Annotated in this window: 23 protein-coding genes; 21 read left to right on the forward strand and 2 right to left on the reverse strand. The window is 60.6% G+C overall.

The features are described from left to right. The first annotated feature begins 91 nt into the window (after window positions 1–91). Window positions 92–1,237, forward strand: a complete 1,146-nt coding sequence (locus ACJ8PI_RS20220) for a 3-phenylpropionate MFS transporter (protein WP_033648923.1) — start codon at window positions 92–94, stop codon at window positions 1,235–1,237. Here ACJ8PI_RS20220 and csiE read toward each other — a convergent pair whose 3' ends face one another. Next, window positions 1,238–2,503 (reverse strand): stationary phase inducible protein CsiE, encoded by a 1,266-nt coding sequence (gene csiE / locus ACJ8PI_RS20225; RefSeq protein ID WP_164134625.1) that lies wholly within the window; start codon window positions 2,501–2,503, stop codon window positions 1,238–1,240. It abuts the gene before it with no gap. Window positions 2,504–2,685: 182 nt separating this feature from the next. Here csiE and ACJ8PI_RS20230 point away from each other — a divergent pair, with 182 nt between their 5' ends. Beyond that, window positions 2,686–3,321: a DUF1007 family protein gene (locus tag ACJ8PI_RS20230; protein WP_033651572.1), complete on the forward strand. Its 636-nt coding sequence runs from the start codon at window positions 2,686–2,688 to the stop codon at window positions 3,319–3,321. Then, window positions 3,312–4,334 carry a nickel/cobalt transporter gene (locus tag ACJ8PI_RS20235; RefSeq protein WP_164134626.1) on the forward strand — a complete coding sequence of 341 codons (1,023 nt, stop codon included), beginning with the start codon at window positions 3,312–3,314 and terminating at the stop codon, window positions 4,332–4,334. Before ACJ8PI_RS20230 ends, ACJ8PI_RS20235 begins: the two co-directional genes overlap by 10 nt. A gap of 55 nt (window positions 4,335–4,389) precedes the next feature. On the opposite strand, the gene suhB is transcribed toward ACJ8PI_RS20235, so the two are convergent. Continuing rightward, window positions 4,390–5,193, reverse strand: a complete 804-nt coding sequence (gene suhB, locus ACJ8PI_RS20240; RefSeq protein ID WP_004941400.1) for an inositol-1-monophosphatase — start codon at window positions 5,191–5,193, stop codon at window positions 4,390–4,392. Window positions 5,194–5,312: 119 nt separating this feature from the next. Between suhB and trmJ the strand changes: the two genes are divergently transcribed. The 18 genes from trmJ to ACJ8PI_RS20330 all read left to right on the forward strand — a co-directional run bounded on the left by trmJ (window position 5,313) and on the right by ACJ8PI_RS20330 (window position 21,393). Next, window positions 5,313–6,047, forward strand: a complete 735-nt coding sequence (gene trmJ / locus ACJ8PI_RS20245; protein ID WP_025303916.1) for a tRNA (cytosine(32)/uridine(32)-2'-O)-methyltransferase TrmJ — start codon at window positions 5,313–5,315, stop codon at window positions 6,045–6,047. A 193-nt stretch (window positions 6,048–6,240) separates the two neighbouring features. Continuing rightward, window positions 6,241–6,735 (forward strand): Fe-S cluster assembly transcriptional regulator IscR, encoded by a 495-nt coding sequence (iscR, locus tag ACJ8PI_RS20250; protein ID WP_004941404.1) that lies wholly within the window; start codon window positions 6,241–6,243, stop codon window positions 6,733–6,735. Window positions 6,736–6,789: 54 nt separating this feature from the next. Continuing rightward, window positions 6,790–8,004 carry a cysteine desulfurase gene (gene iscS, locus ACJ8PI_RS20255; protein ID WP_016929764.1) on the forward strand — a complete coding sequence of 405 codons (1,215 nt, stop codon included), beginning with the start codon at window positions 6,790–6,792 and terminating at the stop codon, window positions 8,002–8,004. 24 nt (window positions 8,005–8,028) lie between these two features. After that, on the forward strand, window positions 8,029–8,415 hold the full coding sequence (gene iscU / locus ACJ8PI_RS20260; RefSeq protein ID WP_033635600.1) for a Fe-S cluster assembly scaffold IscU: 387 nt from the start codon (window positions 8,029–8,031) through the stop codon (window positions 8,413–8,415). 54 nt (window positions 8,416–8,469) lie between these two features. Continuing rightward, window positions 8,470–8,793, forward strand: a complete 324-nt coding sequence (iscA, locus tag ACJ8PI_RS20265; RefSeq protein ID WP_004941410.1) for an iron-sulfur cluster assembly protein IscA — start codon at window positions 8,470–8,472, stop codon at window positions 8,791–8,793. Window positions 8,794–8,855: 62 nt separating this feature from the next. Continuing rightward, window positions 8,856–9,377 (forward strand): co-chaperone HscB, encoded by a 522-nt coding sequence (gene hscB / locus ACJ8PI_RS20270; protein ID WP_086580322.1) that lies wholly within the window; start codon window positions 8,856–8,858, stop codon window positions 9,375–9,377. 32 nt (window positions 9,378–9,409) lie between these two features. Further along, a complete protein-coding gene (gene hscA / locus ACJ8PI_RS20275; RefSeq protein ID WP_060442838.1) occupies window positions 9,410–11,260 on the forward strand; it encodes a Fe-S protein assembly chaperone HscA in 1,851 nt (616 codons plus the stop codon). A gap of 2 nt (window positions 11,261–11,262) precedes the next feature. Beyond that, the gene (gene fdx / locus ACJ8PI_RS20280; RefSeq protein WP_004941417.1) at window positions 11,263–11,598 is read left to right on the forward strand and encodes an ISC system 2Fe-2S type ferredoxin; all 336 of its coding nucleotides are present in this window, start codon (window positions 11,263–11,265) and stop codon (window positions 11,596–11,598) included. Between the two features lie 32 nt (window positions 11,599–11,630). Beyond that, window positions 11,631–11,831 carry a Fe-S cluster assembly protein IscX gene (gene iscX / locus ACJ8PI_RS20285; RefSeq protein WP_006327336.1) on the forward strand — a complete coding sequence of 67 codons (201 nt, stop codon included), beginning with the start codon at window positions 11,631–11,633 and terminating at the stop codon, window positions 11,829–11,831. Window positions 11,832–12,131: 300 nt separating this feature from the next. Continuing rightward, complete coding sequence (gene pepB / locus ACJ8PI_RS20290) at window positions 12,132–13,427, forward strand: aminopeptidase PepB (RefSeq protein ID WP_049213317.1); 1,296 nt, start codon at window positions 12,132–12,134, stop codon at window positions 13,425–13,427. 89 nt (window positions 13,428–13,516) lie between these two features. Continuing rightward, window positions 13,517–14,347: an enhanced serine sensitivity protein SseB gene (gene sseB, locus ACJ8PI_RS20295; RefSeq protein ID WP_164134627.1), complete on the forward strand. Its 831-nt coding sequence runs from the start codon at window positions 13,517–13,519 to the stop codon at window positions 14,345–14,347. Between the two features lie 162 nt (window positions 14,348–14,509). Continuing rightward, window positions 14,510–14,935, forward strand: a complete 426-nt coding sequence (gene ndk, locus ACJ8PI_RS20300) for a nucleoside-diphosphate kinase (protein WP_004941424.1) — start codon at window positions 14,510–14,512, stop codon at window positions 14,933–14,935. Between the two features lie 232 nt (window positions 14,936–15,167). After that, a complete protein-coding gene (locus tag ACJ8PI_RS20305) occupies window positions 15,168–16,364 on the forward strand; it encodes a bifunctional tRNA (adenosine(37)-C2)-methyltransferase TrmG/ribosomal RNA large subunit methyltransferase RlmN (RefSeq protein ID WP_004941426.1) in 1,197 nt (398 codons plus the stop codon). A gap of 98 nt (window positions 16,365–16,462) precedes the next feature. Further along, a complete protein-coding gene (pilW, locus tag ACJ8PI_RS20310) occupies window positions 16,463–17,212 on the forward strand; it encodes a type IV pilus biogenesis/stability protein PilW (RefSeq protein ID WP_039568691.1) in 750 nt (249 codons plus the stop codon). Next, complete coding sequence (gene rodZ, locus ACJ8PI_RS20315) at window positions 17,202–18,176, forward strand: cytoskeleton protein RodZ (protein ID WP_004941432.1); 975 nt, start codon at window positions 17,202–17,204, stop codon at window positions 18,174–18,176. Before pilW ends, rodZ begins: the two co-directional genes overlap by 11 nt. Window positions 18,177–18,223: 47 nt before the next feature. Continuing rightward, on the forward strand, window positions 18,224–19,345 hold the full coding sequence (ispG, locus tag ACJ8PI_RS20320) for a flavodoxin-dependent (E)-4-hydroxy-3-methylbut-2-enyl-diphosphate synthase (protein ID WP_016929756.1): 1,122 nt from the start codon (window positions 18,224–18,226) through the stop codon (window positions 19,343–19,345). 139 nt (window positions 19,346–19,484) lie between these two features. Then, the gene (hisS, locus tag ACJ8PI_RS20325) at window positions 19,485–20,759 is read left to right on the forward strand and encodes a histidine--tRNA ligase (protein WP_033635593.1); all 1,275 of its coding nucleotides are present in this window, start codon (window positions 19,485–19,487) and stop codon (window positions 20,757–20,759) included. A 13-nt stretch (window positions 20,760–20,772) separates the two neighbouring features. After that, the gene (locus ACJ8PI_RS20330; RefSeq protein ID WP_049194911.1) at window positions 20,773–21,393 is read left to right on the forward strand and encodes a YfgM family protein; all 621 of its coding nucleotides are present in this window, start codon (window positions 20,773–20,775) and stop codon (window positions 21,391–21,393) included. Window positions 21,394–21,400: the final 7 nt, after the last annotated feature.

Genomic DNA, 21,400 nt, shown 5'->3' on the forward strand with positions numbered 1-21,400 from the left:
AGCTGTCTGGCACTCTAACGCATTGAAGTGGAATGAAGATTGCGGGTCGGTGTGAGCTCTGTCAAAGTATTGCCCTCACTCCGGAGGGATCATGGTTCTGCAATCCACGCGTTGGCTCGCGCTCAGTTATTTCACCTACTTCTTTTCCTATGGCATCTTCTTACCGTTCTGGGGCGTGTGGCTGAAAGGCGAGGGCATCGCGCCCGAAACCATCGGCATGCTGCTCGGCGCCGGCTTGGTGGCCCGCTTCCTCGGCAGCTTACTGATTGCACCCCGCGTTAAAGATCCCTCTCATTTAGTCTCCGCCTTGCGCCTGCTGGCGCTGCTGACCCTGGCCTTTGCGGTCGGGTTCTGCTTCGGCAACGGCTGGGGTTGGCTGATGCTGGTGATAGCGGGTTTCAACCTGTTCTTCTCGCCGCTGGTGCCGCTGACCGACGCGTTGGCCGCCACCTGGCAAAAGCAGATCCGTATGGACTACGGCCGGGTGCGGCTGTGGGGCTCGCTGGCGTTCGTCATCGGCTCGGCGCTGACCGGGCAGCTGGTAGCGGTATGGGGCCATAACGCCATTCTCTACAGCCTGATCTTCAGCGTGCTGGCGATGCTGCTGGGCATGCTGTTGAAGCCGAGCGTCATGCCGCAGGGCGAAGCGCGCGCGCGCAGCGGAACCGAACGTTCGCTGTGGGCGCTGCTGAAAGAAGGGCCGGTCTGGCGCTTCCTGCTGTGCGTCACGCTGCTGCAAGGGGCGCACGCCGGCTACTACAGCTTCGGCTCCATTTACTGGCAGGAGGCGGGCTATTCGGCCTCGACCATCGGCTATCTGTGGTCGCTGGGCGTGGTGGCGGAGGTGATTATTTTCGCCAGCAGCAACGTGCTGTTCCGCCGCTGGAATGCGCGCAACCTGCTGTTGCTCTCCGCCTGCTGCGGCGTGTTGCGCTGGAGCCTGATGGCCTACAGCACCGAGCTGGGCTGGCTGCTGCTGATCCAGATCCTGCACTGCGGCACTTTCACCGTCTGCCATTTGGCGGCGATGCGCTTTATCGCCGCGCGTCAGGGGCAAGAGGTGATCCAACTGCAGGCGGTGTATTCGGCGCTGGCGATGGGCGGCGGCATCGCCGTCATGACGGTCATTGCCGGGTTCCTGTTCGAACATTGGCAGGGCGGGGTATTCTGGGTGATGGCGGCGGTCGCGGTGCCGGCCTTGTTCATCCGGCCGCCGGCGGTCAGCGTCAGCCGCTGATTAAGGGGCTTCCAGCAGCGCGCGGATCGCCTGGCGCTGCCGGGTTTCCAGCGGTAGTTCGGTATAGACCAGCGGCGGGTGCGGATCGCTGTGCACCGCCGCATAAGGGGTGATCACCAGCGTGATGCCCTGCGGCGCTCCGCCGCGCAGATAGTCGCTCAGCGGCAGGTACTTGATGTTCAGCGGCAATAGCGTGAGCTCTCGGATCTGATATTCCACTTCCTCTTCCAGCTGCGGGTTGTCCAGCGTCAGTAGCAGCACCTGCTTTTCCTGCAGCGCGTTGTCCTGCATCAGCCAGGCGCCGAAGCTGATGGCCACCAGACCCGCCTCCTCGTTGGAAAAATGCACGCCGTACTCCTGCTCCAGCGGTTTCAGCGCTTCCTGCGTGGTGCGCATCAGCCGCGGGTATTTGCGCACCACTTCTTCCAGCAGCATATTGTCGATGCCGATGGCGAAACGGCAGCGCTCCAGCGCCGGCGCCAGATGGGCGAACAGCTGGCTGACCAGCTCCGCCTTGCTGCTGAAGGCCATGCCGGAAAGTTGCTGGAAGCGCTCGACCATGCTGTCGATCGCCACCATCAATCTCCGCTCTTGCGCTGAGTCGTTGCTGTGGTAGCTGTGATTTTTCAACATGGTAAACGTCAGCGCCAAAAAATCGCGCTCGTCTGCCTGCGGCGGCTGGTTAAACAGCCGGTTGCAGGCCTGATGCAGCCAGGCGGCGGCCTGCTGTTCCGGCTTTTTCCGCAGCCAGTCGCGCTGAACGGCGTCGAAACGCGGATGCTGCTGCAGGCGATTTTGCCAGGCGCAGTAGAGCAGGTAATGCTGCAGGAATTGGCGGTCGCGCGCATCGAAGTGGCGGCTGAGCAGCGGCTCGCAGGCGTCGATCGCCTCTGTTAGCGCAGACGCCGGGGAGGCATCGGTCGCCAGCGCTTGCCGCAGGCGCGGGGCGAAATCGCCTTCGACAAACCGCGGGCTGCAGCGCAGGGCCCGCCGCAGCCAGTGGATGAGGCACAGGCGTTGGTCGAGCACGCTGCCCCGCAGTTGGTAGCCATGGTTGGGATCGACGGCGATCTCCAGGTGATGGAAACGCTGGATTTCACTGGCCACCTCGGCTATATCTTGCCGGGTTATCGGGGGGGCGACGCCGTTGATTCGGCTTAGGGTCTCCAGCTGTAACTCGGGCTCCGGCGTGTACAGCATCAGCAGCAGATGGCAGCGCCGTTGTTGTCCGGAGAGCTCGGGCACGGGAGAGGTGTCCAGGCTCATTATCACCTTCCGGCATAAAAGGTTGCGATTATGCCTAAGCATAGCAAAAGGCTTTGTGACGGCAGGATTACCGCGCGGCTTTTACTTCGGCTTACAACTTTCGTCACAAATATCGCCGGGAGAGGCGGGCCGTTAGGCATCTATTTGTGTTACGTTATAACAAATGCAGGTAAGACAGGATAATGATGAAGTTACGTCGTCTTTTGGCTGCCTTCGGCGCCGTGTTCAGCGCCGGTGCGATCGCTCATCCGCACAGCTTTATCGACATGAATACCACCTTCGTCGCCAAAGACCAGCGGCTGGTCGGCCTGAAAATGGTGTGGGTGATGGATGAAATCACCTCGGCGGATCTGCTCTACGATGCGAAAAACGCCAAGAGCGATTCGGAAGTGTGGAAAAAGCTGGCGGCGGAAGTGATGGCCAACGTGCTGGGGCAGCACTATTTCACCGATCTTTACCGCGACGGCAAACCGGTGAAATACCTGAACTTGCCCAGCGAATATCACCTGTCGCGCCAGGGCAACCAGGCGGTGCTGGAGTTCGTGCTGCCGTTGGCCGAGCCGCAGCCGCTGGCGGGCAAGCCGTTCGAACTTTCGACTTACGATCCGACTTATTTTGTGGATATGACCTATAAAGACCAAAATGCGCTGCATCTGCCGCCGGAGATGGCGCAGCTGTGCAGCTACAAGCTGATGACGCCGAAGCCGAATGCGTCGCTGCAGGCCTATGCGCTGTCGCTCGACAAGAACGACTCGCCCGGTGAAGACCTGGCGCTGGGGCAGCAGTTCGCCCAGCGGGTGACGCTGCAATGTCGTTAAATCTCTCGCAACCGACGACGAGCCGGCGCCACTGGGCCTTCGGCCTGTGGCCGCTGCTGCCGTTCACGCTGGCGCTGGCGGCCGCCGCGCTGCTGGCGTGGCACTATTGGCCGCAGCTGCTGATGCAGAGCGTGGTGTGGCAAAAAGCGCTGCACCAGCAGATGGCGGGGCTGTTGCAGCAGGTGAAGGCCGCGCCGCAGCAGGCCGGGCTGGCGCTGATGCTGTTCAGCCTCGGCTATGGCGTCTTGCATGCGCTCGGCCCCGGCCACGGCAAAGTGGTGATCGCCACCTACCTGGCTACCCATCCGGCGCGGCTGAAAAGCAGCCTGAAGCTGACCTTCGCCGCCTCGCTGGTGCAGGGTGGGGTAGCGATCGCGCTGGTCACGCTGATGCTGGTGGTATTGCAGCTCTCTTCGCGCCAGCTGCACCAAAGCAGTTTCTGGCTGGAGAAGGGCAGCTTTATTCTGGTGATGCTGCTTGGCGTGCTGCTGAGTTGGCGCGCGCTGAAACGCCTGTTTGCGGCGATCAAGGCGATGCGCCCGGCGCCGGCGCTGCGCATCAACAGCCTGACGCCGCTGGCGGCGGATCATGTGCACAGCGCCAATTGCGGCTGCGGCCACCGGCATCTGCCGAGCGACAGCGAGCTGCAGGCGGGAAGCGACTGGCGCACTCAGGCCGCCATCGTGCTGGCGATGGGCATGCGCCCCTGTTCGGGGGCGATTTTGGTGCTGCTGTTCTCCAAAGTGATCGGCGTGTTCGGCTGGGGAGTGATCTCCGCGCTGGCGATGGCGTTCGGCACCTCGTTGACCATCTCGATGCTGGCGCTGCTGGTACATTACAGCCGCCGGCTGGCGGTGCGCCTCAGCCGTTCGCGCCCGCCCGCCGCCTGGAGCGCGGTGGCCTGGGGGGCGTTGGCGCTGGCCGGCGGCCTGATCCTGCTGGCCGCCGGGCTGTTGCTGTACGTCAGCGCGCAGCCGGAATTCGGCGGCGGCATCCGTCCCTTCTCCCGCTAACGGGCATAAAAAAAGCGCTGCATCGGCAGCGCTTTTTTCGATTCGCTTCTGGCGATTAACGCTTCAGCGCTTCGCTCAGTTCTTCACGCATGGTGGCCAGCATGGCTTTCACTACGCGCGGGTTGCCTGCCACCACGTTGCCGGAGCTGAAGTGGTTGTGGCCGCCGACGAAGTCGGTCACCAGGCCGCCGGCTTCACGCACCAGCAGTTCGCCCGCGGCGAAATCCCACGGCTTCAGGCCGATTTCGAAGAAACCGTCTACGCGGCCGGCGGCCACATAGGCCAGATCCAGCGCCGCGGAACCGGTGCGGCGGAAGTCCGCGCACTGGGTGAACAGCTTGCCGACGATGTTGATGTAAGGCGTTGCGTGCTGTTTGACCTTGAACGGGAAGCCGGTCGCCAGGATGGTGCCATCCAGATCTTTGGCGTTGGTGCCGCGCAGGCGGTAGCCGTTGAGCTGTGCGCCCTGGCCGCGAGTGGCGGTGAACAGTTCGTTGCGCATCGGATCGTAAACCACGGCCACTTCAGTACGGCCTTTGATGCGTACGGCGATGGAAACGGAGAAATGAGGGAAACGTTTGATGAAGTTTGCAGTGCCATCCAGTGGATCGATCACCCATTGCACATCGCGATCTTCGCCGATCAGCTCACCGCGTTCTTCGCTCACGATACTGTGTTGCGGATAAGACTTGCGGATGACGTCGATGATCAGATGCTCTGCATCGCGATCGACGTTGGTGACGAAGTCATTGGTCCCTTTCTGGCTCGCTTCTACAGCGTCCGGGGTTTCGTAGTTTTTGGCAATCAGGTTACCGGCCTTGCGCGCAGCGCGCACGGCGATAGTCAGCATCGGATGCATGGGTATCTTCCAACTAGGATGTTAAAGAACAGGAAACGGCGCGAAGTATAGCAGCTGTTCGGCAAATTGCCTACGGCTGTGTTAAGATGCTGCGATTTTCCGCCACGCTCAGAGTTTGTATGCTGCACAATATCCGCATTGTTCTGGTAGAGACTTCACATACCGGCAACATGGGCTCGACCGCCAGAGCCATGAAAACCATGGGTTTAACCAACCTTTATCTGGTTAATCCGCTGATCAAACCCGATTCTCAGGCCATCGCCCTGGCCGCCGGCGCCAGCGACGTGATCGGCAACGCCACTATCGTCGACACCCTCGATGACGCCATCGCCGGCTGTAGCCTGGTGGTGGGCACCAGCGCCCGTTCTCGCACCTTGCCGTGGCCGATGCTGGAGCCGCGTGAATGCGGCGTGCGCGCGGTGCACGAGGGCGAACACGCGCCGGTGGCGCTGGTGTTCGGCCGCGAACGCGTCGGGCTGACCAACGATGAATTGCAGAAGTGCCACTACCACGTCGCCATTCCGGCCAACCCGGACTACAGCTCGCTGAACCTCGCGATGGCGGTGCAGATCCTGGCGTATGAAGTGCGCGTGGCTTACCTCGATCGCCAACAGGCGGGCGCGCCGCAGCTGGAAGAGACGCCGTATCCGCTGGTGGATGACCTCGAGCGTTTCTATCAGCACCTGGAGCAGACGCTGCAGCGCACCGGCTTTATTCGCCCGTCCCATCCGGGCCAGGTGATGAGCCGCCTGCGTCGGCTGTTCACCCGCGCGCGCCCGGAAGGGCAGGAGCTGAATATCCTGCGCGGCATGCTGACGTCGATCGAGAAACAGGATAAACATCAAGGTAATTAATTGATGTGGCATAGCGGCGGGTGACAATAGTATTAGTTATCCAAAGGTTATAACATGTATTTTATATACCTTTGTTCTTGCTAAGTTCAAAACGTGCTAATACTTGAGTCAATTACTAGGTTAAATAGTTGACTGTTTTACTCAGGAATGTCAGACTTTCGGCCATATTTGACCAACAGGTAACCATTGAGCTATGAGACTGACATCCAAAGGCCGTTATGCCGTAACCGCTATGCTCGACGTAGCGCTGCATTCCCAGGAAGGGCCGGTGCCACTGGCGGACATTTCCGAACGCCAGGGTATTTCGCTCTCTTATCTGGAACAATTATTCTCCCGTCTGCGCAAGAATGGCCTGGTGGCCAGCGTGCGCGGCCCGGGCGGTGGTTATCTGCTGGGTAAAGACGCGGGTGAGATCGCCGTTGGCGCTGTCATCACTGCCGTCGATGAATCGGTAGATGCAACCCGGTGCCAGGGCAAAGAAGGCTGTCAGGGCGGCGATCGCTGCTTGACCCACGCCCTGTGGCGCGATCTGAGCGAGCGCATCAGCGGGTTCCTGAACAACATTACGCTGGCAGAACTGGTCAACAACCAGGAAGTGCTGGTGGTGGCGGATCGTCAAAACAACGATACGCGCCGCACGGCCAACGGTCGTCCGCAAGAAACTATCAACGTTAATCTGCGCGCATAAGCAGCTGGCGAAATTATTTTAGTTTTTGGAAGTGATGTACGGAGCACAAGAGCAATGAAATTACCGATTTATCTGGATTACTCAGCAACGACGCCGGTTGACCCGCGCGTTGCTGAGAAGATGATGCAGTTTTTGACCCTGGACGGCACTTTCGGCAACCCGGCTTCCCGTTCCCACCGTTTCGGTTGGCAGGCGGAAGAGGCGGTAGACATCGCCCGTAACCAAATTGCCGAACTGGTGGGCGCCGACCCACGCGAAATCGTCTTCACCTCCGGGGCGACCGAATCCGACAACCTGGCGATCAAAGGTGCTGCCAATTTCTACCAGAAAAAAGGCAAGCACATCATCACCAGCAAAACCGAACACAAAGCCGTGCTGGACACCTGCCGTCAGCTGGAGCGCGAAGGGTTCGAAGTGACCTATCTGGCGCCGCAGAGCAACGGCATCATCAGCCTGCAGGATCTCGAAGCGGCGCTGCGCGATGACACCATTCTGGTCTCCATCATGCACGTCAATAACGAAATCGGCGTGGTGCAGGACATCGAAGCGATCGGCGAAATGTGCCGCGCGCGCGGTATCATCTACCACGTTGACGCCACCCAGAGCGTGGGCAAACTGCCTATCGATCTGAGCAAGCTGAAAGTCGATCTGATGTCGTTCTCCGGCCACAAAATCTATGGCCCGAAAGGCATCGGCGCGCTGTACGTGCGCCGCAAGCCGCGCATCCGCATCGAAGCGCAGGTACACGGCGGCGGTCACGAGCGCGGCATGCGTTCCGGCACCCTGCCTGTCCACCAGATCGTCGGCATGGGCGAAGCTTATCGCATCGCCAAAGAAGAGATGACCGAAGAGATGGCGCGTCTGCGCACCCTGCGCGATCGTCTGTGGAACGGCGTGAAAGATATGGAAGAAGTGTATCTGAACGGCGATCTGGAGCACGGCGCACCGAACATCCTGAACGTCAGCTTCAACTACGTTGAAGGCGAGTCGCTGATCATGGCGCTGAAAGACCTGGCCGTTTCCTCCGGTTCAGCCTGTACCTCCGCCAGCCTCGAGCCGTCCTACGTGCTGCGCGCGCTGGGCATGAGCGATGAATTGGCGCACAGCTCGATCCGTTTCTCCCTGGGGCGTTTCACCACGGAAGAAGAGATCGACTACACCATTCAACTGGTGCGTAAATCCATCGGCCGTCTGCGCGATCTGTCTCCGCTGTGGGAGATGTTCAAGCAGGGCGTGGACATCAACAGCATCGAATGGGCGCATCATTAATTCTCAGGTTTCAGGAGCAAGGTCATGGCTTACAGCGAAAAAGTAATCGATCATTATGAAAACCCGCGCAACGTGGGTTCCTTTGACAACGAAGATCCTACCGTCGGTAGCGGCATGGTAGGTGCGCCGGCTTGCGGCGACGTCATGAAGCTGCAAATCAAGGTTAACGATGAAGGCATCATCGAAGACGCGCGCTTTAAAACTTACGGCTGCGGTTCCGCCATCGCCTCCAGCTCGCTGGTGACCGAATGGATGAAGGGCAAGTCGCTCGATCAGGCTGAAGCGATCAAAAACACCCAGATCGCCGAAGAGCTGGAATTGCCGCCGGTCAAAATTCACTGCTCGATCCTGGCTGAAGACGCCATCAAAGCAGCGATTGCCGACTATAAGAGCAAGCATAGCGCCGAGTAATTTGTCTGAGTCGGCCCGGCCACGCCGGGCTTTGATTTGAAGTGTGAGGTTGTGATGTCTATTACCATGAGCGACAGCGCTGCGCAGCGTGTTCAGGCGTTTTTGACGAACCGCGGCAAGGGTCTCGGCCTGCGTCTGGGAGTGCGAACTTCCGGCTGCTCCGGAATGGCCTACGTGCTGGAATTTGTTGACGAAGCCAACGATGACGACATCGTGTTTGAAGACAAAGGCATCAAGGTGATCATCGACGGCAAGAGCCTGGTTTACCTTGACGGCACCGAGCTTGATTTCGTTAAGGAAGGCCTGAACGAAGGCTTCAAGTTCAACAACCCGAACGTCTCAAGCGAATGCGGCTGCGGCGAGAGTTTCAACGTCTGACAGTCCATCGTGCTCCCCCGTTTCGGCGGGGGAACTTCATCCGCTAACGCCCAGAGCACGCTATGGATTACTTTACTTTATTCGGGCTGCCAGTTCGCTACACCGTGGACGGCAGCCTGCTTGCGTCCCGCTTCCAGGATCTGCAGCGCCAATTTCACCCCGATCGTTTCGCCAACCAGCCGGAGCGCGAACGCCTGATGGCGTTGCAGCAGGCGGCGACCATCAACGAAGCCTACCAGACGCTGAAGCACCCGTTAAAACGCGCGGAGTATATGCTATCTTTGCACGGCTTCGATCTGGGTAACGAACAGCATACGATGCGCGACACCGCGTTCCTGATGGAACAGCTGGAACTGCGCGAAGAGCTCGACGCCATTGAGCGCAAGCCGGAGGCGGAAAGCCTGCTGGCCGATTTCGGCGCGCGGCTGGCCGCCTCCATCAAACAGCGCAGCGCGCTGATGCTGCAGCAGCTGGACGGCGAGCAGTGGGCGGACGCCGCCGACACCGTGCGCAAGCTGCGCTTTTTGGACAAACTCCAGCAACAGGTTGAACAACTCGAAGAAAAACTGCTGGGTTTTGAGTAACACCTTCTGATTCTGATTGTGGAAGCTTCAACATGGCCTTATTACAAATTAGTGAGCCTGGCCTCAGCGCCGCGCCGCACCAGCGACGCTTGGCCGCCGGCATCGACTTGGGCACCACCAACTCGCTGGTCGCCACGGTGCGCAGCGGGCAAGCGGAAACGCTGGCCGACGAACAGGGCCGCCATTTGCTGCCTTCGGTGGTGCATTATCAGGCGGACGCGCAGCGCGTCGGCTGGGAGGCGCGCCAACAGGCTGCGCAGGATCCGGCCAATACCGTCAGCTCCATCAAGCGCATGATGGGCCGCTCGTTGGCGGACGTGCAGCAACGTTACCCGAACCTGCCGTATCAATTCCAGGCCAGCGACAACGGCCTGCCGTTGATCGTTACCGCCGCCGGCCCGGTTAACCCGGTCGGCGTCTCCGCCGATATCCTGCGGGCCCTGTCCGCGCGCGCGCAAGCGGCGCTGGAAGGGGAGCTGGATGGCGTGGTGATCACCGTTCCCGCCTACTTCGACGACGCGCAGCGCCAGGGCACCAAAGACGCGGCGCGTCTGGCCGGCCTGCATGTCCTGCGCCTGCTGAACGAACCGACCGCGGCAGCGATCGCCTACGGGCTGGACTCCGGCCAGGAAGGGGTGATCGCGGTTTACGATCTGGGTGGCGGCACCTTTGATATCTCCATTCTGCGCCTCAGCCGCGGCGTGTTCGAAGTGCTGGCCACGGGCGGCGATTCCGCGCTGGGCGGCGACGACTTCGATCACCTGCTGGCCGACTGGCTGCGCGAGCAGGCCGGCGTGGCCGATCGCAGCGATCACGGTGTGCAGCGCCAGCTGCTGGACGCCGCCATCGCCGCCAAAATCGCGTTGAGCGATGCCGACAGCGTGCGCGTTGAGGTAGCCGGCTGGCAGGGTGAGGTGACCCGCGCCCAGTTCGAAGCGCTGATCGCTCCGCTGGTGAAACGTACGCTAATGGCCTGCCGCCGCGCGCTGAAAGACGCCGGCGTCGCCGCCGACGAGGTGCTGGAAGCGGTGATGGTCGGCGGTTCCACCCGCGTGCCGCTGGTGCGTGAGCAGGTGGGGGCCTTCTTCGGCCGCACGCCGCTGACGTCGATCGATCCCGATAAAGTGGTCGCCATCGGCGCCGCGATCCAGGCCGACATCCTGGTGGGCAACAAGCCGGACAGCGACATGTTGCTGCTGGATGTGATCCCGCTGTCGCTGGGCCTCGAAACCATGGGCGGCCTGGTAGAGAAAGTGATCCCGCGCAACACCACCATCCCGGTGGCGCGCGCGCAGGAGTTCACCACCTTTAAAGACGGCCAGAGCGCGATGATGATCCACGTGCTGCAGGGCGAGCGCGAGCTGGTGCAGGATTGCCGTTCGCTGGCGCGCTTCACGCTGCGCGGCCTGCCGCCGCTGCCTGCCGGGGGGGCGCACATTCGCGTCACCTTCCAGGTGGATGCCGACGGTCTGCTGAGCGTCACCGCGATGGAGAAATCCACCGGCGTTGAAGCCTCGATCCAGGTCAAGCCGTCGTACGGCCTGTCGGACAGCGAAATCGCCGGCATGATCAAGGATTCGATGGCCAACGCGCAAAGCGACGTGGGCGCGCGCAAGCTGGCGGAGCAACGCGTGGAAGCAGCGAGGGTGCTGGAAAGCCTGCAGGGCGCGCTGGCCACCGACGCCGCGCTGCTGAGCGAGGCGGAAAGCCAGGCGATCGCCGCCGCGACCCAGGCGTTGCAGCAGGCGGTGCAGGGTGAAGATCCCGCCGCTATCGAAGACGCCATCAAAACATTAGATGCACAAACGCAAGATTTTGCCGCGCGCCGCATGGACGCTTCCATTCGCCGCGCGCTGGCTGGCCATTCTGTGGATGAGGTTTAACCATGCCTAAAATTGTTTTCCTGCCCCATCAAGATCTTTGCCCGGAAGGGGCGGTTCTGGAAGCTGAAAAAGGGGAGTCGATCCTCAACGTTGCGCTGCGCAACGGCATTGAAATCGAGCACGCCTGCGAGAAATCCTGCGCCTGCACCACCTGCCACTGCATCGTGCGTGAAGGCTTCGATTCGCTGGAAGAGAGCAGCGAGCTGGAAGACGACATGCTGGACAAGGCCTGGGGGCTGGAGCCGGAAAGCCGCCTGAGCTGCCAGGCGCTGGTCGCCGACGAAGATCTGGTGGTCGAAATGCCGCGCTACACCGTCAACCACGCGCGTGAGCATTAATTGTTAGCCGCAGCGCCAACCCGGAGATCATAATGGGACTGAAGTGGACCGACAGCCGAGAAATCGGCGAAGCCCTGTACGACCAATACCCGGACACCGATCCGAAAACCGTGCGTTTTACCGATATGCATCAGTGGATCTGCGATCTGGAAGAGTTCGACGACGATCCGCAGGCTTCCAACGAAAAAATACTGGAAGCGATCCTGCTGGTCTGGTTAGATGAAGCGGAGTAAATAGCGTAACGGGCTGCCATGGGCGGCCCGTTTATTTTGTATCCGACATACCCGTCGTCTTTCAAACCGCAGCGTTGTTACCTGCACGTAGTTACGTGGCCCATCCGTGGGCCACGCCCCAAGGGGCCGCTGCGAGCAGCGTTCAAATCTGCTCCCGGCAGATTTGTCTTACCCCAGTCACTTACCTGAGTAAGCTCATGGGGATGAGATCGCTGGGCGCCTAGCTGCAATTTGAAATCCATAGGGTATGCAATAAAGCCCTAATGAAATAATAAAGGGAACATCCGGAGTAAGAAGGCTATGACAACAGAATTCATGCAGGTCACGCTGTCGCAACAACCTGCCGACGCCCGTTGGGGCGAAAAAGCGCTGCTCAGCACCAACGGCGAAGGGATGACCATCCACCTGACCGGCGCCGACAAGCTGGGCGCGATCCAGCGCGCGGGCCGCAAAATTGACGGTCAGGGCATCAAAAACGTCAAGCTGGCCGGCGACGGTTGGGACTTGGAAAACAGCTGGGCGTTTTGGCAGGGCTACCGCGGGCCGAAAGGGCAACGCAACGTCGAATGGGCCGAGCTGCCGGAAGCCGCGCGTCAGGAGCTGGATAAGCGCCTGAAGATCGTTGACTGGGTGCGTGACACCATCAACATGCCGGCGGAAGAGCTGGGGCCAGAGCAACTGGCGACCCGCGCCGTCGATCTGATGTGCGACGTCGGCTGCGATGCCGTCAGCTACCGCATCACCAAGGGCGAAGATCTGCGCGAGCAGAACTATGCCGGCATCCACACCGTCGGCCGTGGCTCCGAGCGCCCACCGGTGCTGCTGGCGCTCGACTTCAACCCGACCGGTAACCCGGACGCGCCGGTGTTCGCCTGCCTGGTCGGCAAGGGCATCACCTTCGATACCGGCGGTTATAGCCTGAAACAGAGCGCCTTTATGGATTCGATGAAGGCTGACATGGGCGGTGCGGCCACCATCACCGGCGCCCTGGCGCTGGCGGCGGCGCGCGGCCTGAAGCAGCGCGTGAAGCTATACCTGTGCTGCGCCGACAACATGGTCAGCGGCAACGCTTTCAAACTGGGCGACATCATTCGCTACCGCAACGGCAAAACCGTCGAGGTAATGAACACCGATGCGGAAGGGCGCCTGGTGCTGGCCGACGGCCTGATTGACGCTTCTGAGCAGAATCCGCAGCTGATTATCGACTGCGCCACCCTGACCGGCGCGGCCAAAACCGCGGTCGGCAACGACTACCACGCGCTGTTCAGCTTCGACGACGCGCTGGCGCAAGAGTTGCTGAACAGCGCCGCCGCCGAGCAAGAGCCGTTCTGGCGTCTGCCGCTGGCCGAGTTCCACCGCAGCCAGCTGCCGTCCAACTTCGCCGAGCTGAACAACGTGGCCGGCCCGGCCTACACCGCCGGCGCCAGCACCGCGGCGGCCTTCCTGTCGCACTTCGTCAAGAACTACCAGCAAGGCTGGCTGCACATCGACTGTTCCGCCACCTACCGCAAAGGCGCGGTGGATCAGTGGTCGGCCGGCGCGACCGGTTTGGGCGTGCGCACCCTAGCCAATCTGCTGCTGAGCAAAGCCAAATAATTGAATGCCCGCCGCGTCGGGCGCTAGAATGCGCATTATCTTCGAGGCCCAGCATGCTGGGCCTCGCTCTTTGATCCCTGGAGTTTGCCATGAGTGCCCATCATCACGATGCCGCCCCGAACGAGAACGAACTTGAACGCCTGCTGAAGCTGGCGGTGACGGAGCCGGCCCATCGCCCGGCGTTCTTCCGTGAACTGCTCGACGCCACGGTGCTGATCCTCGGCGACAGCGAGCAGGTGCAGCAGGATGGCGACATCACGCTGAACGCGGATACGCCGGTCAATATCCAGCATTGGGAGAAGCAGGACGGCGGCAGCATCATTCCGTTCTTCACTTCGCTGGATGCGTTGCAGAAGGCGGTTGAGGACGAACAGCCGTTTATCGCCATGCCGGCGCGGGTGCTGTTCGAGATTACCCAGGGCGCGGATCTGTTCCTCAACCCGAAGGCGGAATATGGCAAAGAGTTTTATCCGGAAGAGGTGGCGATGCTGCTGGCGACCGGCGGCGTCGTCAAACCGGTGGAGCACTACGTCGATAAAGAGACCCAAATCCTGCTGGGGCAGCCCGAAGAGTATCCGTCGGCGATGGTGGATGCGTTGACCACGCTGTTCAGCCAGCGCAAGCCGGTGCGCCGCGCGTTTCTGGCGCTGATGCACGATCAGGCGGTGGACGAGAAGCCGAATCTGCTGATCGGGCTGGAAGTGGACGCCGAGCCGGCGGAGATCGAAGCGTTGATCAACGAGGCCGGCAGCGTCGCCAGCGAAACGGCGCCGAACGACGAACCGGTGGATTTCTGCCTGGTGTCGGAGAACGAGCGCGGCATCAGCCACTATCTGATCTCCCATACGCAGCCTTTTTATCAGCGCCGCTGGGGCAGTTGGCTGCGCAATTTGATCCCGTCTACCGACAAGACCCAGTAGCGCCGCCGCGTGGTCGAAAATGAATCATGAAGATCATATTTTTTTAATGAAATGTTGATTTTCCCGTAGGCAAGCGTTAACGGCGCACATATAATCTGCGCCACTTGAGAAGGCCGGCAACATTGCAGACCGGCCTGTTTTGGAAGTCATACAGAGGCCATCATGACCGTAGAACGTACCTTTTCCATCGTTAAACCAAACGCTGTAGCCAACAACGACATCGGCGCTATCTACGCTCGTTTCGAGCGCGCCGGTTTCAAAATCATCGCCGCTAAAATGCTGCGTCTGACTCGCGAGCAAGCTGAAGGCTTCTACGCTGAGCACAAAGGCCGCCCATTCTTCGACGGTCTGGTTGAGTTCATGACCTCCGGCCCAATCATGGTGCAGGTTCTGGAATCTGAAAACGCCGTGCAGCGCAACCGCGACATCATGGGCGCAACCAACCCGGACAACGCGCTGGCCGGTACCCTGCGTGCCGACTACGCGGACAGCTTCACCGCTAACGCCGTTCACGGTTCCGACTCCGTTGAATCCGCACAGCGCGAAATCGCTTACTTCTTCAACGAAAGCGAAATCTGCGCACGTTAATCGTGCCGTTGCTGATAGCCAGGCATTCACCGGCTGAAACAATAAAAATGCCCTGAATGCCTTTCAGCCGTAGCCACCCGCTACTAAAATTTGTACAATGCCGCGCCCCTGATAAGACGACTTGTCAGGGGCGTGTTTTTAGTGCCGCCACCCGAATCATGCGGGCTGAAATGCACAACTTACTGTCCATTCTTTAGCGCCATAACGTGTAATAACGAGGCCAGAGATCATTATGTTAGAACCCATCACGTCCGAGCACACCGTGTCTGAAAATAATTCGCTGACTACCCCCTCCGTTAACGTGGAGCAACCGGCTGCGGCCAAAATCAACCTGCTGGACCTGAACCGCCAGCAAATGCGCGAGTTCTTCGCCGAAATGGGCGAGAAACCGTTCCGCGCCGATCAGGTGATGAAGTGGATTTACCACTACTGCTGCGACGATTTCGAGCAGATGACCGACATCAACAAAGTCCTGCGCGGCAAGCTGCAACGCGTGGCGGAAATCCGCGCGCCGGAAGTGGCGGAGGAACAGCGCTCGGCCGACGGCACCATCAAGTGGGCGATTAAAGTCGGCGATCAGCAGGTCGAAACCGTGTATATCCCGGAAGCCGACCGCGCGACGCTGTGCGTCTCCTCGCAGGTAGGCTGCGCGCTGGAGTGCAAATTCTGTTCGACGGCGCAGCAGGGCTTCAACCGCAACCTGCGCGTGTCGGAAATCATCGGCCAGGTGTGGCGCGCGGCGAAAATCATCGGCGCGCTGAAGGTGACCGGCCAACGCCCGATCACCAACGTGGTAATGATGGGGATGGGCGAGCCGCTGCTCAACCTGAACAACGTGGTGCCGGCGATGGAAATCATGCTGGACGACTTCGGCTTTGGCCTGTCCAAACGCCGCGTGACCCTGTCTACCTCCGGCGTGGTGCCGGCGCTGGACAAGCTGGGCGACATGATCGACGTGGCGCTGGCGATCTCGCTGCACGCGCCGAACGACACCATCCGCGATGAGATCGTGCCGATCAACCGCAAGTACAACATCGAGACCTTCCTGTCCGCGGTGCGTCGCTATTTGGAGAAATCCAACGCCAACCAGGGCCGCGTGACCGTCGAGTACGTGATGCTGGATCATATCAACGACAGCACCGACGATGCGCATCAGCTGGCGGAAGTGCTGAAAGACACGCCGTGCAAGATCAACCTGATCCCATGGAACCCGTTCCCGGGTGCCCCTTACGGCCGCAGCTCCAACAGCCGGGTGGATCGTTTCTCCAAGGTGTTGATGGAATACGGCTTTACGACTATTGTTCGTAAAACCCGTGGTGACGATATCGACGCCGCCTGCGGGCAACTGGCGGGTGAAGTGATCGACCGTACCAAGCGTACCCTGAAGAAGAAAATGGCCGGGGAACCTATCAACGTACGGGCGGTCTGAATCCTATAGCACCATTTTTTGTTATCTAACAGCCTGTTATGCGAAAGCGTATCGCTGGCGGGCGTTAGCTGACGGCCGATAAGGAAATAAATGCGGGCATGAAGCTGAAACTGTGGGGTGTGTGGCTGGCGGCCGGGTTGTTGGCCGGGTGTTCCGGTTCAGCGCCGGAAAAGGAAGCACAAGTCTCTGAGGCGGGCCAGACGCGGTTGCAGCTGGGCCTGGAGTACCTGCAGCAAGGCGACATGGACGCCGCGCGCCAGAACCTGGAAAAGGCGCTGGACGCGGCCCCGCAGGATTACCGCACGCAGTTGGGCATGGCGCTCTATGAGCAGCGGATCGGTGAAAATGCCGCGGCCGAACAGCGTTATCGGCAAGCGCTCAAACTTGCGCCGGGCAATGGCACCGTATTGAATAATTACGGTGCGTTTCTTTGCAGTTTAGGGCAGTATGTACCGGCGCAACAGCAGTTTAGCGCTGCGGCGCTGGCGCCCGATTATGGCCAGGTCGCCGACAGCTTGGAAAACGCAGGTTACTGTTTTCTCAAGGCCGGACAAAACGATGAGGCGCGCACGCTGTTGAGCCGCGCGCTGAAAGTCGATCCGGACAAAGGCACTCCGCTGTTGGCGGAGGCCGAAAAGCAATTTGGAGAAGGGAAGCGCGCCCAGTCGCAACTTTTATTGGATGTTTATCAGCATGTTCTGCCGGCCAGCGCCAGCAGCTTATGGTTACAGATTCGTTTCGCCGCGTTAGCCGGCCGTCAGGATAGCGTTCAACGCTATGGCAAGCAGCTAGCGCGAAGTTTTCCACAATCCAAACAGTACCAGCAGTTCTTAGCTAATGAATACTGAAGCCTCCCAAGATAAAACCGTATCCATGACGACGGGCCAGCGCCTGCGTCAGGCCCGTGAGCAACTCGGGCTGAGCCAACAGACCGTTGCAGAACGCCTGTGTCTCAAAATGTCCACCGTGCGCGATATCGAGGAAGACAGCGTGTCCGCTGACCTCGCGTCCACCTTCGTGCGCGGCTACATCCGTTCCTACGCCAAGCTGGTGCATTTGCCGGAAGACGAACTGCTGCCGATGCTGGCCAAGCAGGCGCCGTTGAAGATGGCGAAAGTGGCGCCGATGCAAAGCTTCTCGCTGGGCAAGCGCCGCAAGAAACGCGACGGCTGGCTGATGAGCTTCACCTGGCTTATCGTGTTCGTGGTGATCGGCCTGACCGGCGCCTGGTGGTGGCAAAACCACAAGGCCCAGCAGGAAGAGATCGCCACCATGGCCGATCAGTCCTCCGCGCAGCTTTCGCAGAATAACGAAGGGCAGTCCGTGCCGCTGACCGACGGCAATGCCGATGCCGGCACCAACGTGCCGTTGACCGACAACAGCGCCGCGCCGGCCGATACTGGCGCAGCGGCTCAGGCGCCGGCGGCGACCGCCCAGGCGCCGAGCGCGGCTCAGCAGCAGCCTGCCGTGGTGTCGCCAAGCCAGACCACCCTGCCGGAAACCGCGCCGGCGGCACAGGCGCCGTTGCCGACCGCCGATGCGGGCGTGGCTGCGCCAGCGGCCGATCCGAATGCGCTGGTGATGGATTTCTCCGCCGACTGCTGGCTGCAGGTGACCGACGCGAGCGGTAAGACGCTGTTCAGCGGCACCCAGAAGCAGGGCGGCAAGCTGAACCTGACCGGCACTGCGCCGTATAAACTGACCATCGGCGCGCCGGCGGCAGTTCAGATCCAGTATCAGGGTAAACCGGTTGATTTAAGCCGGTTCGTTAAGTCAAACCGTGTTGCTCGCCTGACCGTCGCCGCGCAGTAATCGCGCGGCACCGGTCGTGATGTCAGAGCAGCAATGGAGAGTAAGTAATGCATAACCAAGCGCCCATCAACCGTCGAAAATCTACACGCATTTACGTCGGCAAGGTGCCTATTGGTGATGGCGCGCCGATTGCCGTGCAGTCGATGACCAACACCCGTACCACCGATGTTGAAGCAACGGTTAATCAGATTAAAGCGCTGGAGCGCGTGGGCGTCGACATCGTCCGCGTTTCGGTTCCTACCATGGACGCCGCCGAGGCGTTCAAGCTGATCAAGCAGCAGGTCAACGTGCCGCTGGTCGCCGATATCCACTTCGATTATCGCATCGCGCTGCAGGTTGCCGAATACGGCGTAGACTGCCTGCGCATCAACCCGGGCAACATCGGCAACGAATCGCGCATTCGCTCGGTGGTGGACTGCGCCCGCGACAAGAACATCCCGATTCGCATTGGCGTCAACGGCGGCTCGCTGGAGAAAGACCTGCAGGAAAAGTACGGCGAACCTACGCCGGAAGCGCTGCTGGAATCCGCCATGCGCCACGTGGACATCCTCGATCGCCTCAACTTCGACCAGTTCAAGGTCAGCGTCAAGGCGTCGGACGTGTTCCTGGCGGTGCAGTCTTACCGCCTGCTGGCCTCGCGCATCGATCAGCCGCTGCATCTGGGCATCACCGAAGCCGGCGGCGCACGCAGCGGGTCGGTCAAATCGGCCATCGGCCTGGGCATGCTGCTGTCTGAAGGCATCGGCGACACCCTGCGCATCTCGCTGGCGGCGGATCCGGTCGAAGAGGTGAAGGTCGGTTTCGATATCCTGAAGTCGCTGCGCATCCGCGCGCGCGGTATCAACTTTATCGCCTGCCCGACCTGTTCGCGTCAGGAGTTCGACGTGATCGGCACGGTGAACGCGCTGGAGCAGCGCCTGGAAGATATCATCACGCCGATGGACGTTTCGATCATCGGCTGCGTTGTGAACGGCCCGGGCGAAGCGCTGGTGTCCACCATGGGCGTGACCGGCGGCCACAAGAAGAGCGGCTTCTATGAAGACGGCGTGCGCCAGAAAGAGCGTTTCGACAACGAACAGATGATCGACCAGCTGGAAGCGAAAATTCGCGCCAAGGCCGCGATGATGGACGAAAGCAACCGCATCACGGTCAATCTGCTGGAAAAATAAGCGTTATCGCTACACGGCGGGCCTGTTGGCCCGCTTGTTTATGAACCTGAAGGGCAGAAAACCGCATCCGCGTTGAATACCGGGCGGCAAAGTCCCTATAATCAGGTTCATTTTTACAGACAACGGACAGAGAACTCACGTGGCAAAGAACATTCAAGCCATTCGCGGCATGAACGACTACCTGCCGGAAGAAACGGCATTATGGCAGCGTATTGAAGGCACCCTCAAGCAGGTGCTGGGCAGCTACGGTTACAGCGAAATCCGGTTGCCGATTGTAGAGCAGACCCCGTTATTCAAACGCGCGATCGGTGAAGTGACCGACGTCGTGGAAAAAGAGATGTATACCTTCGAAGACCGCAACGGCGAAAGCCTGACGCTGCGTCCGGAAGGGACGGCCGGCTGCGTGCGCGCCGGCATCGAACATGGTCTGCTGTACAATCAGGAACAGCGTCTGTGGTACATCGGCCCGATGTTCCGCTACGAGCGCCCGCAGAAGGGCCGTTACCGTCAGTTCCATCAGCTGGGCGCGGAAGTGTTCGGCCTGCAAGGCCCGGACGTCGACGCCGAGCTGATCCTGCTGACGGCCCGCTGGTGGAAAGCGCTGGGCATCGCCGAGCACGTCAAGCTGGAGCTGAACTCCATCGGTTCGCTGGAGGCGCGCGCCAACTACCGCGACGCGCTGGTGGCGTTCCTGGAGCAGCACGTTGAGGTGCTGGACGAAGACTGCAAACGCCGCATGTACAGCAACCCGCTGCGCGTGCTGGACTCCAAGAATCCTGAGGTGCAGGCGCTGCTGAACGACGCGCCGCGCCTGTCCGAGTACCTGGATGAAGAATCCCGTGCTCACTTCGCCGGTCTGTGTGAACTTTTGGCGCAGGCAGGTATCCCATATACCGTTAACGAGCGCCTGGTGCGCGGTCTGGATTACTACAATCGCACCGTGTTTGAGTGGGTGACCACCAGCCTGGGCGCGCAGGGCACCGTCTGCGCGGGCGGCCGTTACGACGGCCTGGTCGAGCAATTGGGCGGCCGCGCCACCCCGGCGGTCGGTTTCGCCATGGGCCTCGAACGCCTGGTGTTGCTGGTGCAGGCGGTTAACCCGGAATTCAAGGCGCCGTCGGCTATCGACGTGTACGTCATCTCTTCCGGCGCGGGCACCCAGAGCGCGGCGATGCAGCTGGCTGAACAGGTGCGCGACGCGGCGCCGCAGCTGAAGCTGATGACCAATTACGGCGGCGGCAACTTCAAGAAGCAGATCACCCGTGCGGACAAATGGGGCGCGCGTATCGCGCTGATCCTGGGTGAGAGCGAAGTGGCGGCGCAGCAGGTGGTGGTGAAAGACCTGCGCAGTGGTGAACAAGAAACGCTGGCGCAAAGCGAAGTCGCTGCGCGTCTGGCTTTGATGTTAGGTTAAGGAGAAGGACACCGTGGAAGTCTATACCACTGAAAACGAACAAGTCGACGCACTGCGTCGGTTCTTTGCCGAGAACGGCAAAGCGCTGGCGGTGGGCGTGGTGCTCGGAATTGGTGCCCTGGTTGGCTGGCGTTACTGGCAGAGCCATGAAAACTCCAACATGATGGCTGCGTCGCAATCCTATCAGGAAGCCAGCGATCGTCTGGCGGCCGGCAAGCCGGATGACGTGGCTGCCGCGGAGAAATTTGTCCAGGCTAACGGCAACAGCTACGGCGTATTGGCCGCGCTGCAGTTGGCCAAGCACTTTGTCGAACAGAATGATTTCGCCAAGGCGGAACAGCAATTGGCGCTGGCGCAGGGCCAGACCAAAGACGACAACCTGTTGGCGATGATCGACCTGCGTCTGGCGCGCGTCCAGCTGCAGGAGAAAAAGCTGGATGAAGCGCTGAAAACGCTGGATGGCGTGAAAGGCGAAGGCTGGGCGGCGATGATGCAGGATGTGCGCGGCGATGTGCTGCTGGCCAAGGGCGACGTCAAGGGCGCGCGCGAAGCTTACAGCAAGGGCATTGAGTCCAACGCTTCTCAGGCGCTGCAGGTTCTGCTGCGCATGAAATTGAATAACTTGTCCAGCTAAGGGGAAT

Origin of the sequence: Serratia sp. CY82433 (assembly GCF_052166535.1) — a bacterium.
Taxonomy (GTDB): domain Bacteria; phylum Pseudomonadota; class Gammaproteobacteria; order Enterobacterales; family Enterobacteriaceae; genus Serratia; species Serratia sarumanii.